General features: G+C 61.4%; 12 protein-coding genes. 4 read left to right on the plus strand and 8 right to left on the minus strand.

All coding sequences use genetic code 11. From position 1 onward, the window contains the following. Nucleotides 1-593: 593 nt before the first annotated feature. Nucleotides 594-2,000, plus strand: coding sequence for a replication initiation protein (locus tag M3A49_RS11185; protein WP_266228734.1), 1,407 nt, complete (start codon nt 594-596; stop codon nt 1,998-2,000). A 1,336-nt stretch (nt 2,001-3,336) separates the two neighbouring features. On the opposite strand, the gene M3A49_RS11190 is transcribed toward M3A49_RS11185, so the two are convergent. From M3A49_RS11190 to M3A49_RS11225, 8 genes are all read right to left on the minus strand, one after another. Beyond that, nucleotides 3,337-3,888 (minus strand): hypothetical protein, encoded by a 552-nt coding sequence (locus M3A49_RS11190; RefSeq protein WP_266228735.1) that lies wholly within the window; start codon nt 3,886-3,888, stop codon nt 3,337-3,339. A gap of 8 nt (nt 3,889-3,896) precedes the next feature. Further along, complete coding sequence (locus M3A49_RS11195; RefSeq protein WP_266228736.1) at nt 3,897-4,283, minus strand: HIT family protein; 387 nt, start codon at nt 4,281-4,283, stop codon at nt 3,897-3,899. A gap of 853 nt (nt 4,284-5,136) precedes the next feature. Next, complete coding sequence (locus M3A49_RS11200) at nt 5,137-6,042, minus strand: CopD family protein (RefSeq protein WP_266228737.1); 906 nt, start codon at nt 6,040-6,042, stop codon at nt 5,137-5,139. Between the two features lie 2 nt (nt 6,043-6,044). Next, on the minus strand, nt 6,045-6,410 hold the full coding sequence (locus M3A49_RS11205; RefSeq protein WP_266228738.1) for a copper resistance CopC family protein: 366 nt from the start codon (nt 6,408-6,410) through the stop codon (nt 6,045-6,047). 18 nt (nt 6,411-6,428) lie between these two features. Further along, nucleotides 6,429-7,328: a hypothetical protein gene (locus tag M3A49_RS11210; protein WP_266228739.1), complete on the minus strand. Its 900-nt coding sequence runs from the start codon at nt 7,326-7,328 to the stop codon at nt 6,429-6,431. Nucleotides 7,329-7,479: 151 nt separating this feature from the next. After that, nucleotides 7,480-7,881 (minus strand): DUF2946 domain-containing protein, encoded by a 402-nt coding sequence (locus M3A49_RS11215; protein WP_266228740.1) that lies wholly within the window; start codon nt 7,879-7,881, stop codon nt 7,480-7,482. 437 nt (nt 7,882-8,318) lie between these two features. Beyond that, nucleotides 8,319-8,570, minus strand: a complete 252-nt coding sequence (locus M3A49_RS11220) for a pentapeptide MXKDX repeat protein (RefSeq protein ID WP_266228741.1) — start codon at nt 8,568-8,570, stop codon at nt 8,319-8,321. A 133-nt stretch (nt 8,571-8,703) separates the two neighbouring features. Continuing rightward, nucleotides 8,704-9,198 carry a hypothetical protein gene (locus M3A49_RS11225; protein WP_266228742.1) on the minus strand — a complete coding sequence of 165 codons (495 nt, stop codon included), beginning with the start codon at nt 9,196-9,198 and terminating at the stop codon, nt 8,704-8,706. A 569-nt stretch (nt 9,199-9,767) separates the two neighbouring features. Here M3A49_RS11225 and M3A49_RS11230 point away from each other — a divergent pair. From M3A49_RS11230 to M3A49_RS11240, 3 genes are all read left to right on the plus strand, one after another. Further along, nucleotides 9,768-10,790, plus strand: coding sequence for a UPF0149 family protein (locus M3A49_RS11230; protein WP_266228743.1), 1,023 nt, complete (start codon nt 9,768-9,770; stop codon nt 10,788-10,790). A gap of 206 nt (nt 10,791-10,996) precedes the next feature. Then, on the plus strand, nt 10,997-13,675 hold the full coding sequence (locus tag M3A49_RS11235; RefSeq protein ID WP_266228744.1) for a DEAD/DEAH box helicase: 2,679 nt from the start codon (nt 10,997-10,999) through the stop codon (nt 13,673-13,675). 18 nt (nt 13,676-13,693) lie between these two features. Continuing rightward, nucleotides 13,694-14,695, plus strand: coding sequence for a hypothetical protein (locus tag M3A49_RS11240; RefSeq protein ID WP_266228745.1), 1,002 nt, complete (start codon nt 13,694-13,696; stop codon nt 14,693-14,695). The last annotated feature ends 246 nt before the right edge of the window (nt 14,696-14,941 follow it).

Genomic DNA, 14,941 nt, shown 5'->3' on the forward strand with positions numbered 1-14,941 from the left:
CGGAAACATCAAGATTTTTCGCCAGTTGATTGATTTCACGTCCAAATCGGGTATTCGCGATGAGATTTGGAACGCTCACTGGCAGTAGACCCTGGACGAATTCACTGCGCGCAGCGACCCATTCACGTTTCGCCGAGACCGCGCGGGAAAGGCGTCAGCACAAAAACCACCCCGGGAGTGGTTTTTGTGTATTTTCTCACCAGCCGAAATTATGCATTGAAATCAGACAGTTATCGTGTTTCGGGTCTCTACTTTAGCGTGATCTTTTGCGTTGACGGGGGCTATGTCCGTTTGCTTTTTGTAAACATAAACCAGCAAACCAACAAACAGAACCTGGAAAAACCTTTCTTATCAAAGCCAAAGCGTGTGGATAGAGACGGTTTTTGTGAAGACCGGGACGCTTTTTGTGATGCAGTGCGCAGAAATTGGGTTTGGATGGGTGGAAATTGTGAGAACACCGTGCGGTTTTTGGGCGCCAGCTCGAAGATAAGGGGTGGTTTTTGTGCGGGAGAAGGGCACGACATGGGGGATGGTTTTTGTGTTGACAGACGCTGCTTGGCTGCTAGAGTGCCCGCATCGAGCCGAAAGAACGAATGGAAAACCCGACGCTTCCCGCCACGCCGCATCAACTTGCCTTGGACATCTACGACGACATGTCCGGGAAAGACGCGCGGATAGACCAGGCAGACAGGGACATCGGGTATCTCCGAAACAACATCTTCACCCGTGTTGGCGGACTGGGCATCGCCGCACGCCGCGTGCTCGACGCTGCATACTTCATCGTCGCTTCGAAGGCGCCTGACGAACTAATCGACGACAAGGTCTACACGTTTTCCGAGGACATTAATTACTTCAAGTGGCTGATGCGCTACGACAGCCGCAACCACAGCCATCTCGTCACCCAGATGCGTGCCGCCGCGAAGGCCCGCGTTGAAATCATGACAGCCCCCTCAATCGAGGAACTGACCGAGAAGGACTCGTGGGGCACGATAAGTCTGCTTGGTGATTGCTACATCGAGAGAAACGTGGTGTGCATCCTGCTCTCAGGGCGAGTGATTCGATATCTCATCAGCCCGTACAAGGCACATTGGCTCAGTCTGCGCGATGCTGCGAAGTTTACGCTTTCGCTCGCGCGCGCAGTCTATGACCGCCTCATTCCATGCGAGGGCCATGGTGTAACTGAGTGGTTCGCGTACGAAGACGTTCTCGAATGGCCAGGGAAGGTCGGCGTGTCGCGCAGGGTTTTCAAGGAGTTCCGGAAGCATTTCCTTGAGCCTGCGGTGCAGCAGCTCAACGAAGAGTCGGATTTTGAAGTCAGCTGGGAAGCGAACGCCGCGCGCGTGTCCGCGGACAAGATGAAACTGCGCTTTCGGTTCACGAAGAAGCAGGGCGCGGATGCTGCGCGCGCAGGCATTCCGGATGAAATGTACCTCGTGCTTCACAACGAGTTCGCGTTCGATGAGCTGGACTTTCTGCGCCTCGCAAATAATCGGCACACCTGGACGGACGAACGCCTGGCGCAGGCCATCGAATACACGCAGACCAGGCTGACGCAGGGGAAGGTCACAATTAGCCCCAAGGGCTATCTCTTCAAGTCGCTCGAGGGGAACTACCGCATTGGTGGCGCCGAAAAGAAGATGCTGGCTGTTCAGTCGCAGCAGTCCCAGCATTCGCAGGACGACGCACGCGCCCGTCAAAACGCGGAGTCGCAGCGACGCGAGGCTGAGAAAGCCCAGGCTGAAATTGCGGCTGCCAAAGTCCGTTCCGAGGCTGAGGCCGGCAGGGAGTACTATGAGGCGGCGGACGCCTATATCCGAAAAGAGCTACTGCACACGTTTGTGACGGGTCTGCTGCACCAGCGGCAAATGGCTAGGGTTGGCGTCGCGCGTGAGTCGCTCACCACCGAAAACATCCTCACGACAAACAGGCAGCTCGCTGAGACTTTCTGCACGCACGTGTGTTCGCGCATGAAGAAGGTAATCGACGCGCGCTCGAAGTAAGCGAAGCGGTGGCTGCCCACCGGTTACGCCTTCACCTTGTAGAACTGTTCATGCATCTCTCCGTGGCCAGCATTCACGGTCGTCGCTTTAATCCAGACTGTTTCGCCACCACGCATCTCGTGGAGCCACCGCCTGCACCCACGTCGCAGGTGTACGTCCAGCGCTCGTGCGTGCCGCCACCATCGCGCGATAAGCGTTGCGCCCGGTGGGAACAGATTGAGTAATTTGTACGGGTAGAAGAGGGTACGGCCTTTCTTCTGGCGACGCCCTTTGAGCATGCGCGGCGCCGCAGTCTCCGAGGTGGGTCTAGGCAACCATTCGGTGGCGGCCCCTGGCGATGGACAGTCCCCAAGAACCTCTCCTGAGAGAGGCTTTGGGGCGAACGTACCAACAGGGGAAGCTGGGGTGGTTCGCGGTGGGCGCCGCATCTGCTTCTGGCGCGGTACCGGCTTCGTATGAAGCCGGTCGATTGACCCGCATGTCGTGGTGATATGAGTCGATGATTGGTTTGGTGCGCCGGTGAGCGGAATGGTGACGTGCGCAGTCATCCCATTGAATTAGGTATCCTAAGGAAAATCGATCTCTCGGCCTGCTGCACGCTTCCTGCTCCAGATCAGGCAGTTGCCTGCGTGCGCCATGACATGCGGCCGTTCCCGGGCACCCGTCACCGGACGAGTTTTCGACATTACCCGGCCAACTGTCAAATCGCCATTCGCTGCCACCTGCTGAGTCCATCCGTCAGGAAAACGCGACTAACGGTCTTGCGCCATGTCGCCCCCCACACAGGTCGACCGCGCCAAACCCGGTCTTCAGGCAGATGGGTAGCCGCGCCGATGGCGCACTGCTGTCGCAGCCGAAGTCCTATGGCTGCGACGTCTTGATTGCGCGTAGCGGGGATGAACCGGGCCGCTGACCCACGTCGCCAGTGTCTCCGATCCAGTGGAGGGCAATCACGAAGGAGCATATATCTCGTACTGCAAAATAATTATGCCGTGGGATCGGCCGCATTTTTTCGATATATATACGTGTGGCCCGCAAGACAGGATGGCAGTACCGATCAGGCTGTCCACCTTTTTCCCGCTGTCCGTGGAGACGGCGCTGACGGATGACTGACGCCAATTGGAGCCAAAGACGCTTGACGGCCAGCATGAGTCGGTTGCCGCGAATGTCGACCGGACATTCAAGCGTCGGCCGTGCCTCCAAAGCGGCCATCTAGTCGGTCTCTCAAGTTTCAACCGGTCCGAAGCCACGGGGCGATTAGCACAGGGTAGTGGCCAGCATCGAGCCCTGCACTGGTAGTCACGGAGCGGCGAGGGCCGGCTCGCTCGCAAACACCTCAAGACTGAGGTGTAGGCTCGGCGGACGGAATGACCGGGTACTTGTCGTTGTCGTAATAGCTTGCCTGTCTCATGGACGAAGAGGAGGCGAGGGTTCTCAGGCGCTTCACCGTGGCATCGAAGAAGAAGTAAGCAACATCCGAGGCATAAATCGGATTGTTGTCTGCTTCAGTATAAAAAGCGGCGTGCCCAATGTCGTCAAACAGATTGCGATGCGTGGGGTTATACGTAACCTCGTAAGTACACTGATTTTTGATGGCATCATCAACCGCATCAACTGCAACCAATTCCCCGATCACCCAGGCGTGGGGTGACTTGTCTTTGCCCTGTTCACGGATTTGTTGTGCCGTATATTGATGGACGTAAAACTGGCAATTTTTTAGAGCCAGAATCTGCGTCGCTTGGGCGTCTGCTTTTCCGGTAGTGCCGTTCAAGCGTTCTTTCTTCCCAAACGGTGAGCCGCAGAATTTTTCGACAATCCACCGAAAGCGCCCCTTTTCTCCCAAAGAGTGCAGATCAAGGTAAACCTCTACTGTTTCGCCAAGTTTCATATTTTTTCCTAGCTCTTGTCCCAATAGACTGCTTTCTCAGGAAATATCTTTCTCACTCCGCCCCGAGGGTCTTCCTGATCACCCAGATAGCGCGGAATCAGGTGGATGTGCAAGTGCGGCACGGTTTGCCCGGCGGCAGCGCCTATATTGACGCCGATGTTAAAGCCATCAGGGGCATTGCTTTCCTGAACTGCCTGGCGGGCCTGATCCAGCAACGCCAATAGTGCCACACGTTCTTCAGCCGTGGTTTCAAAAAACGATGCCACGTGCCGTTTTGGGATAAGCAGACTATGGCCCGGCGAAACGGGAAACCCATCCTGAAACCATATGGCCTTATCGTTCTCATCAAGAATGCGGACTGGCGGAAGGGAGCAAAACGGGCAGGGTTGATTCACGATTTACCTTTCGGACCAGTGCCAAAGTACAGCCAGGATCGTTCGGCATTGAAAAAACGGCATCGCCGTGTCGGCTTCTCAGGAAAAGCGATGGTACCAGCGTATGCATCCATACCGAACGCTTCCGGAACGTTCAGCGCGGTGGCTCTCGTGCCAGTGCAATCGCCAGATAAAGACCAAGACGACCTCGAACAACACACTCCAACTGCTTTCAACTGGTCCGGCAACGAAAGGGCCGCACCTCTTCCGGTAGCTGCCATTCGGCCTAAGACTAAGCGGATGGCCGAGAAGGGTCGGCACCGGCCGACCGCATCGGGCAATAGCCGGCCAAACTGAGTCATTCCGGTATGACTGGCGAGCGTCGGCTTTACGCCGGGCTTCAGACCGAAGAACGGCGTATGAACAGCGTGAAGAACCACACGTTTCCATCATTGAGCGGTCTAGCACTTGCATGGAAGTCGTTCGTGTCTTCCTCGGAGCAGCCAGGAGTATCCTTACAGGGAGGCTGACGCATTTCGGTTTCGTTTTCCGGACGCGCAACTGCCTCCACGGCAGGTTTCACGCGTCGAAGCCCCGTTCAATGGAGAGTAGGCAGGTGGCCGTCGAAGGGTCCCGCGCGGCCAGACGGACAAAGGAGACAGGCATGAGCACTTGCAACGAACCCCATCACGCTCACCATGACCATCAGCATGCCCAGGCTGTGGACACACCGCCGTCAGGCATGGCGACCACGTAGACTATCTGCACGATGGCCATCTTCATCACCCGCACGGCGACCACTGCGATGACCACGGTCCGGTGGAACTCGCCTGAGCGCTATTGAAGCGCGGCGGGGACTCCGTTCCCTGTCCTATCATCCGCCCGTTGGAGACGTATGTCCCAGCACGGCCGCGAACACGAGAATGGCCAGCATGACAAGCGCTTCAACGGTCAGCCAGGCGTAGAAGCGGCCTTGCGCGGCCATGAAACCGGAGCCGTCCTGCCGCGCCTGTGCGCACAGATCAGGCAGGACCATCCGCCGGTTCCAGCCGCCCAAGGCCACCGCGGCGGCGACGCATACGAGCTTCGCAGAGAGTATCCGGCCCCATGCCATGCCGAAGAACGGCACGCCTGCCTGCGCGGTGTCCCGCGTCACGTTGTAGAGGCCGGTGATCAGCACGACGAGGAGCGCGGCCGTGGCCAGATGCGACAGCCCGATGCAGAACGCCGCCCTTTGTCCGGCCGCTGCGTAAGCGCTCGGCGCGGCCCGGCGCAGCATCACCGACGCGACGATCACGCTGCCGGCCCATAGCGCTGTCGCACACAGATGCACGAGATGGATCGCTTCGCGCACCGAGAAGTCGCCCGCGTCCGCCGCGTGGCTGGCCGCAGCCTTGCCCGCCGCCCACACGAGGAGGCCCACGGCGAACAGCGGTAGGCCGCGACGATCAGCGATGCGACTCAGCGTTGCGAGCAGCGCGCCGATGAACCCGACTGACCATGCGACGCCGTAGTGTGACTCCGTGAGCACGGCGGCGACTGCGTCGCTGGCGCCGGCAAGCGGCAAGCCACTCATCACGGCAGCCTGCAGCCAGAGGTACGCGAGAGCCGTGAGCGCCAACGCGATTGCAAGACCCGCCTGCCACCCGCGCAGCGCGGCCGGCGCGCCCATGCCGCTCCTCTTGCCCAGCACAGCGCACGCCAGCGAGCCGGCGGCCGTCGCGAACAGCACGTCCTGCACTGCGGCGAGGGCAATCTGCCCGGCGACGAGCGGCTCCATGCTCACTTCACCGTGAACGTGTAGTGACCCTGCGTGCGATGCCCGTCCGTCGCGACAGCGACCCACGAGACCGTGTAGACACCCGGAGTCAGCGGGTTCAGCGCTACCGACATGTGCTTGCTGTTTGACGGGTCGATCACGGCCTTGCCACGGGTGACGGCGCCGCCCTGCGCATCCGTGACGGTGATCGAGCTGAAGGCCGGCTCGAGGCCATCGTCGAAATCGATTGCGACGTCCTTCTGCGAGGCGGGCACGGTCGAACCAGCCCCCGGCGCCTGATGGGTCGGGTAGGCGTGCGCCTGCGCGAGCTGACAGGTAGCGATCAAGAGCGCGGCAACGGCGCCGCGTGCGGCCGTATGCAGCTTCATGAAGGGATTCCTCACAGGTCAGAACAGCGGCTTGCCGATCGAGCTCGGGAAAATGTCGTCGAAGTAGATATGGGCTTGCACCAGGATACCCGTGTGAGCGCCGGTCGCGCGATTGACGGGAATCTGTGCTTCGACGCCGAACTGCCCGTAGCGATTGATCCAGATTACGCCGGGGTTGATCGTGCCAGTTGTCTGTCCGGCGCACGCGCCTGCCATGCAGGTGCTCATCGGGAATTCGACGACGGGAATCAGGTTGCTGAACGGCTGCGGCAGCCCGAGATCCTTCACCTGCTGCTGCAGGTACGGAATGCTGTACTGGAGCGTCAAGCCCCAGCCGAGCGAGTTCGGCCCCTGGTCCGACGACGCGGTCGTCAGGTTCGGGCCGATCGTGCCGGTGATGGCGAACGGCCGCAGGTAGCCGAGCGACGCGGGCAGGTCGCCGAAGCCCTTGCCGAAATAGACGGTCGGTGTGAAGGTCGAAAACGAGTTCGCGACCGATCTGGCGCCCGTGCCGCCGAGCGCGGCAAGGAGTCCGACCGACGCCATGAACTCGTGCTGCGGGTTCGCATAGACGAGATATTTGACGCCGAGCGTGAAATTGTCCCAGCCCTTTGCGCTGCCATCCGGCGAGTTCAGGCTCGAATAGTTGCTCGCGACGCTGAACGCGAGATTCTTTGTGATCAGCTTGTCCCACTCGTACGACACCGTGTTGACGTTCATGTCGTTGCCATTGCTATCGGGCGTCTTGATGTGGCCGTACTGCAGGTTGAATTCATCGCCGACGCCGGGATCGTCGACCGCCATCGTGGCAGGGAATACGCGATCGCCGACCACCGCGTGGGCCGACGCATCGATTGAAACGAGGCAGGACGCGATCGCGCATAGCGCGGCGGCGCCCCGTTTGAGAGTGGTTCGCATGTTCAGATCCTGATCAGATTATCGTGACGCGCCCTGCAGGCTGCCCCGAGGGGAACGGAGAGTCCTTGCAGGGAGCACGCCGCAGGTGCGCGCCAGCGCAGCGATGCCGTTCACCGGCATCGCCACATTGGCTGGAAAACGTCTGCGAAGATCAGGACCAGGCGGGGGGAGCGCGCGGCTGAGCCGGCGTCAGCACCGTGTACGGGCGGAACGCACCGGTGACGAGGGGCGCAGGAAAGAAGGGGCACTGCCGCGCGACGTTCGATGCGACGGCCACGCCAGGCAAGGCTGGCGAGTGAGCGAACAGTGCGCAATAGGGGCACGCGTCGCACAGCGACGACGAATCGGAGCCATGGTGGTGCATGGCGTGCGCGGCATGGGCATCAAATGCAACCTGGACGGCCGGGTGATGATGATGCGAATGATGTGCGTGATGTCCGACCTCGCCATACTCGCCGCGCAGCACCTGGGACACCGTCGGCGCGATCACGCTCAGCAGGATGGCAAGTGTCCCGAGCCAGGCACCAATCTTCTGACGGCGGCGGTTGTGCATGGCGAATCTGCGAGACGGCAAAAAAACGAGGGAAAGAATGCTAACGGCGGCCCTGGCGTTTCCGACAAGCGGAAACCCATAACGGGGATAGGCACGTCGCGTCAGCCCAACAGGCCGCCGCCACCCACAAGCGACTCTGCCGCCGAAGCAGGCGCAAGGCTTCAGGTAAACCTTAACGGCTACTGCCTGACGAGCCCGATCTATCGCCGACCACGCCCGCCGGTCAACCTCGGGCCGGGGTCGGCCAGTTGCCGACGCTGGCCACCGTTCTCACGCTGACATTCGTACGTCGGCTCTCCAGCAGGCAACGGACGTTCCGAAACCGTCAAGGCTTTGAAGGGCCTGACTACGGCGCGGGTGCCTGGTGAGGGTGATCCGTGGAGCGCCTCCGGGAAGCGTCTTCTGGTCTGGCATCAGCGGATCACTTCGGATCGACACTACTCCTTCACCTCGGCATTCTTTGTTTCATCTCCGGCCATGCCGTCATGGTTCATCGCATCTTCTTTCATCCCATCTTTGGCCGCGCTGTCGGCGCTCATCGCGTCTGATTCCGTTGCGCTCTTTGTGGTTATCTCCTGACTCGGCGCGTCGTTGGCAGTCGCGTCGGTTGGCACACTATCATCAGCGAAGGCGCCCGCGGTCGCGAACGAGAAGCAGCTGGCGAGAATGGTGGCAGTGAGCTTGTTCATGATGTGATCCCTCAGCGAACCGACAGTGAGTCGGAATATCGATAGGACAGTAGCCCGATGGTGGGGGCGTGGTCTTGCCGCGAATCAGTGACGGGCATGGCACTTCCCGGTACCCCCATCGGCGACGGTCATGTCATTCTTGCGCGGATGGATATGACAGGAAGTCGGCAGCCACTCCAAAGGGCATGGGTAAAGACCCGATATGCGTTAACCGAATCACTGGGGAATGACTGCAGGTACCTTCTGAAGAAGCGGCGACGATCGCACCGGACATGATTGCGTTTTCAACGATTCCTGCGAGGCACGCGGGCTCGTTCCAGTCGTATGGGTAGTGAACGAACTTTACGCGAAGCCCCTCTAGCGCACTACCGTGCGCACACAACGCGCGCAAGGCAGCGGCACCGAATTGGCGGCCATTGAGATCAATGTCCAGTACGCTGATCGTGATGTTGCGTGCTGCCAGCGCTTGTCGTCGCAGCTGATTGAGCAGAATCAGCGTATTGAGTGTGTCGATCGCCGTACCTCCAGCGAGGTTGATCAGGTGCAGCGGCGCAGTCCCATCTGCGTCGAGTTCGGATACCAGTGCCCGAGTTTGCAGATGGGCGACTTGCTGCAGCCTCAGCCGCATCGACACAACGTGCGGTGAGGCCGCGAATCTGCGATCGATCTCACTGTTGAAAGGGGCGGTAGATTGTCCGGGCCGAGTTTCAGCAGGTAAGTGCTCAGCCCGTCGAGGAAGCCACTCCTGGCGCTTACGACGGAACGGAGCAGCGGTGCGCGCCTGGATGCGAGCGCCAATATCATGCGCGTGATAAAAGTCGGAATCCTGGCTCTGCGCCGTTCGTCGGCTACGTACGATGCGAAGAGCGCCGTGATGGCGTCGGAATCGGCTGGCAGGGCGAAACGCGGGTCAGTGATGTCGATCACGGGCAGGCGCTGGCCCTGCACCTACTCGCGTAGGTCATTGGCCGTTGGGTGTTCCGCTTTGCTGTGGGGTTCATCGTCGACATTTTGCGCTTCCTCCTTTCATCGCGTGTCGCCCGGCGTCCGGTCTGTGCATCGCGCCTCGGATAAAATGCCAGGACTGTGACACTGGGCGGAGATGCTTCCCGGAGGCGCGGCGTCGCGCTGAACGTCGGCGGCAATGGCAAAGCGGGTGAACTGCATCGCGGTTGCCGCATACCGCACGGACATACCATGAAATTCGATCATCCTGATCCCGAACTCAACAATCCGTTGACTGACGAAGAGCTGGAATTCCTCGAACGCTTTCTTTCGGGCAATGCCGTCTGCAACGATGCGATGGGTGCGGTCATGTTGCATGGCTTTCTGACTGCCGTCATCTCCGGACCGAATGCGATATTGCCGGGCGCGATCCTTCCCTGGATCTGGGATGCCAGGCACGCAACCCGTCAACCCAGATTCCTGTCGGCGGGTCGGGCTCGCAAGGTCACAGGACTGATCTTTCAGTACTGGAACGACATTAACGACACCCTGAATCAATGCCCCGACCTGTTCGAACTCCCGCTGCACACGAGCGTATACGAGGGAGAAGAGGTTCCTGTCCTCGACGAATGGTGCGAGGGTTATTGCAAGGGCATCGACATCGACCGGGAGGCCTGGGAGCCGCTGATCGAACGGCACCCATGGTGGTTCAATATCATCCTGCTGTTCGGCACAGCCTCCGGATACCAGGAACTGGCGCGGCGGAACTACACGGTCGGGCAACGCCGGTCGTTTGTCCTCCAGCTCGCGGCATCGACACTCAATATCCATCACTACGGGTGTGAGGAACGTCGGAGATTGGTGGAGCAGGGCGAGCAGCCAGGCGCGATCCGGGCGGGTTCATGGCCGAAAGTCAGGACGGCGACGCAGACCACAGTGAGGAATCGGGCCGCCCGGGACGGGAGCGTGTCCAAAGATGTGTTCCTCGTAGATTCGCTCGGCCGGGTGACGGACGACGCGTTTCACCCGCTGGCATTGTCCCCGCTGGCTACGCGCATCACGCGTGGCGGCACGTTTGTCGATGCGCACATCTATCGCGCCGGCGATGAGGGTCGCGACGGCTGGATACTGGAAATCATCGACGCGTCCGGGACGTCCACGGTCTGGGACGAGCCGTTCCCGACCGATGGGGCTGCGCTGGCCGAAGCATTCAGCACGATCAACATGCAGGACATCGCCCCGGTAACCGGTGACGGACCGGCACCCGCGTCGTAACGCTGAGCGCGCCCGCACCCAGAGCGGTCTGGCTTTGCGCGCCGTGGACGGGCGCGTCGCCCGGCGATGTCATGCGACGGGATGCGAAAAAAATCCGTCCCACGAGCAGGCATGGTCATTTTAAACACGATGCACGCGATACGTGATCTCCTGGCGGACCCGTCTTCCGCCTGCATTTGAAACCGGGTCTTCCCCATCAACTGTTCATGTCCTTGACCGATACCGATCGCCTTTCGCCAAGAATCACACCGGCTGGCCACCTGCTTGTCGCGCCGGACGTCGAGGCGCCCGCGCTGCCCGATGACGTAGCGCTGGGCGCGGCTTTCGCGCGCGGCGCTGGTCACGGGCTGCTTTACCTGGGAAGCGCAACCATCGGGCGCGCATTGCCGCCCGCCTGGGCGTGGTGGCGCGAACTGGGGGCCCGCTATGTCACGGCCCTGTGCACTACGGCGGAAGGTGGGGACATCGCGGGCGCAGAGCCAGACCCGCTGGAGCTCGGCACACTGATCGAAGACGCGCCGCCCATGACGGGCGCTGAATATCTCACGCCGGATGTTCTGGCGGCACTATGGGGCGAAATCGATCGCGCCCTGCGCGATGAGCTTGCTGATTCGGGAGAGTCACTTCAGGCATTCCTCAGGTCGCGTCATCCTGCCTGGAATCTGGTGGGCCGGGTTCACTTCAACCTTGCCGAAAACCGCAAGGACCCCGAAGCACCTTTCGCGTTCCTGGCTACGTACGCTGCGCGCCTGTCGGCCCATGGCAAGACGCAGCATCAACCCCTATCACGGGCGCTCGAGGAATTTTCCGGTGCGCGCAACAGGGCGCAGCTTCTCTCTCTGCTCATGCCGGTTCAGCGTGCGGCTGAACGCTGCGACTGGCTGCGAGCGATGGTTGAGTCGCGCGAAATCTATCACCCGTTGCGCTGGATGCCCGCCGACGCCTGGCGCCTTCTCTCGGATCTGCCCGCCCTGGAATCCGCCGGCATCAAGGTTCGACTACCGGCGAGCTGGGCGGCGGGACGCCCCGCGCGGCCCGCGGTCAGGGCGAGCGTTGGGACGCAGCCTCCGTCACTCCTTGGCAGGGAAGCGCTGCTCGACTTCAGGATGGAGGTGTCGCTCGATGGCGAAACGTTGAGTCCGGCCGAGATCCGGAGTCTGCTCAAGGGGGCCGACGGCCTTCAGTGGATTCGCGGGCGCTGGATCGAGGTGGACACGAAGAAGCTCGGCCGCCTGCTTCAGCGCTTTGAAGGTCTGGAAAAGGCCGCGCAGGCGGGGCTGCCGCTGAACGATGCGCTGCGTCTGCTGGCGGGCGTCGCCGGTGATGAAGGTGACGGGTTCGGCGAGCGCGACTGGGCGCAGGTCGTGGCTGGCGACTGGCTTGCACAGACGCTGCAGCAGTTGCGCCAGCCGGAAGGGCTGGCGCAGGTCGATCCGGGCCCCGATCTGAAAGCGCAGCTTCGACCGTACCAGCAGGCCGGTGTGCGCTGGCTCTACCTGCTAAGCCGGCTCGGGCTGGGGGCATGTCTGGCCGACGACATGGGCCTCGGAAAGACGATGCAGGTCCTCTCCCTGCTGCTGATCCTCAAGCGCGACCCGGTCGGCCCGTGCCCGAGCCTGCTGGTCGCACCGGCGTCCCTCCTGGCAAACTGGGCCGCGGAAGCGGAGCGTTTCTCGCCGGGCCTGCGCGTGCTGGTGGTGCACCCGTCCGTGATGCCTGCCGACGAACTGCGCGCCCTGGACAGTGCGCGGCTCATGCAGACGGACCTCGTCATTACCAGCTTCGGCTCGCTGCTGCGCCAGCCCGTTCTGGAAGCGTTCCAGTGGAATATCGCGATTGTCGACGAGGCCCAGGCGATCAAGAACCCCGGCACCCGCCAGACGAAACAGGTCAAGAAGCTTCAGGCACGCTCACGCATCGCGCTGACGGGCACCCCGGTGGAAAATCGCCTGTCCGACCTGTGGTCCATTTTCGATTTCACGCATCCAGGCCTGCTGGGCTCGGCGAAGGAATTTGCTGGTCTGACCCGGCGTCTGGCAAAAGCCGAGCATTTCGGGCCGCTTCGCACCCTCGTGCGGCCCTACATTCTGCGTCGTCTGAAAACAGACCGGCGTGTGATTGCCGATCTCCCGGAAAAAACCGAACTCAAGGCGTGGTGCCACCTGAGCCCCATCCAGGCCGCCCTGTACGAACGCGCGGTCAAGGACCTGGCGGCGGCGCTGGACGGTACCGAAGGTATTGAACGCAAAGGGATCGTACTAAGCTACCTGATGCGGTTCAAGCAGATCTGCAACCATCCGTCCCAGTGGCTTGGCGACGCGGCGTGGCAGCCGGAAGCCAGCGGCAAATTTGCGCGGCTGCGCGAACTGGTCGACGTGATCGCAGCGAAGCAGGAAAAGGTTTTGGTGTTTACGCAATTCCGCGAGACCACCGAGCCCCTTGCTGCGCACCTCGGATCGCTTTTCGGCCGGGAAGGCCTGATTCTCCACGGCGGAACGCCCGTAGCCAAACGCCGCGAACTGGTCCGGCAATTCCAGGAAGATGAATCGGTGCCGTTCTTTGTGCTCTCGCTCAAGGCGGGCGGCGCGGGGTTGAATCTCACCGCCGCGTCCCACGTGATCCATTTCGATCGCTGGTGGAATCCCGCGGTCGAGAATCAGGCGACGGACCGGGCATTCCGCATTGGCCAGCGCAGGAATGTTCTGGTACACAAGTTCGTTTGCCGGGGAACGGTCGAGGACCGGATCGACCAGATGATTGAAACAAAGCAGCAACTGGTGAAGGATGTGCTTGAAGGCGGCGCGGAACTGCTGCTGACTGAGATGAGCGACCGCGAACTGCTCGATCTTGTCAGGCTCGATATTCATTCCGCGCAGGAAAACTGATCATGGAGAGGACCGCTAATGGCTGACTACGGCGGATGGAACCCCTACGTCCCGGTGGCCGAGCGCAGAAAGCAGGCGGAGCAACTGGTCGCGAAAGCTCTCAAGGCTGGCAAGACGCTGTCGCCCATCGCGCCCTATCGTGGAGCTATCGCGAAGACCTTCTGGGGCAAGGCATGGTGCGATAACCTGGAGCACTACAGCGACTACGCCAGTCGCCTGCCGCGCGGTCGCACCTATGTGCGCAATGGTTCGGTGATCGATCTGCAGATTTCGACGGGCAGGATCCGTGCACAGGTCATGGGGTCCAGCCTGTACGAGATCGAAATCGATATCACAGCCTGCCCGGAAAAACAGTGGCGGGCGTTGAGTGCCGAGTGCGCGTCGTCGGTTGACTCCATGGTCGAACTGCTGCAGGGCAAGCTGTCGGCTGCGGTGATGGGCCGCATCTGCAGGCCGGGCAGCGGGCTCTTCCCCGCGCCGAAGGACATCAAACTCGGCTGCAACTGCCTGGACTGGGCGGCGATGTGCAAGCACGTCGCCGCCGTACTCTATGGCGTCGGCGCGCGGCTCGACCAGCAGCCTGAGTTGCTCTTTACGCTACGCGGCGTTGACCCTGGCGATCTCGTCAGCAGCACCGGTGCGAACCTCTCCGGGGCAGGAGCCGGCCCGGCGTCTGGCAAGGTACTCGACAACGTGGACCTGGGCGACGTGTTCGGCATCGATATTGACGCCGAACCCTTTGCCGATGCGCCCCCGGCCCGCGGCAAACGCACGCGCAAGGAAGCCGCCCCGCAAACAGCACGCACGCCCAGGTCGACGGCGTCGAAGTCGTCTGCGACCGCGAAATTGACACCGAAAGGCAAGGTCGCGCTCCCGGACGTGAAAGTCAGTGCTGCCGCGGCGAAGAAGCCAAAGGGCAAAACCAACCCCGGCGTGTCGAAGGCGGCACGTTCGGCTGCGCCGCCAAAGCCCGCGGTGCGTGCGCCCGCTGCCTCGAAACCCGCGAAACGCCGCGAGTGATTTTCGGGCGGTGCGGCACCGGCTGGTCTGGCGACTGGGCCGGCTTGCGAGATGTGCAACGGGACCGGGATGCGGCGAATAGACAAAGTCCAGCTGTACCTCTGGCCGCAGCCCCACGCCAGCCCAGGAGGTTTGCCGTGATCTTCCTGCACGTCTGTCGAGAGGCTGCGATGAGAAACAAGAGCGGCCGATGGCCAGCGGCTGAGAGGGCTCCGATTAGAATGCGCCGAAGTGAAAAATCAGGGA

The organism is Paraburkholderia sp. CNPSo 3076 (assembly GCF_026343935.1).
Classification (GTDB): Bacteria; Pseudomonadota; Gammaproteobacteria; order Burkholderiales; family Burkholderiaceae; genus Paraburkholderia; species Paraburkholderia nodosa.

Excerpts from the sequence above, each read along its gene's own strand:
- M3A49_RS11225 (WP_266228742.1), bottom strand. The coding sequence starts at position 9,198 with ATGCGGCTGAGGCTGCAGCAAGTCGCCCATCTGCAAACTCGGGCACTG.
- M3A49_RS11210 (WP_266228739.1), bottom strand. The coding sequence starts at position 7,328 with ATGCGAACCACTCTCAAACGGGGCGCCGCCGCGCTATGCGCGATCGCG.
- M3A49_RS11240 (WP_266228745.1), top strand. The coding sequence starts at position 13,694 with ATGGCTGACTACGGCGGATGGAACCCCTACGTCCCGGTGGCCGAGCGC.
- M3A49_RS11185 (WP_266228734.1), top strand. The coding sequence starts at position 594 with ATGGAAAACCCGACGCTTCCCGCCACGCCGCATCAACTTGCCTTGGAC.
- M3A49_RS11200 (WP_266228737.1), bottom strand. The coding sequence starts at position 6,042 with ATGGAGCCGCTCGTCGCCGGGCAGATTGCCCTCGCCGCAGTGCAGGAC.
- M3A49_RS11235 (WP_266228744.1), top strand. The coding sequence starts at position 10,997 with ATGTCCTTGACCGATACCGATCGCCTTTCGCCAAGAATCACACCGGCT.
- M3A49_RS11215 (WP_266228740.1), bottom strand. The coding sequence starts at position 7,881 with ATGCACAACCGCCGCCGTCAGAAGATTGGTGCCTGGCTCGGGACACTT.
- M3A49_RS11230 (WP_266228743.1), top strand. The coding sequence starts at position 9,768 with ATGAAATTCGATCATCCTGATCCCGAACTCAACAATCCGTTGACTGAC.
- M3A49_RS11205 (WP_266228738.1), bottom strand. The coding sequence starts at position 6,410 with ATGAAGCTGCATACGGCCGCACGCGGCGCCGTTGCCGCGCTCTTGATC.
- M3A49_RS11220 (WP_266228741.1), bottom strand. The coding sequence starts at position 8,570 with ATGAACAAGCTCACTGCCACCATTCTCGCCAGCTGCTTCTCGTTCGCG.
- M3A49_RS11190 (WP_266228735.1), bottom strand. The coding sequence starts at position 3,888 with ATGAAACTTGGCGAAACAGTAGAGGTTTACCTTGATCTGCACTCTTTG.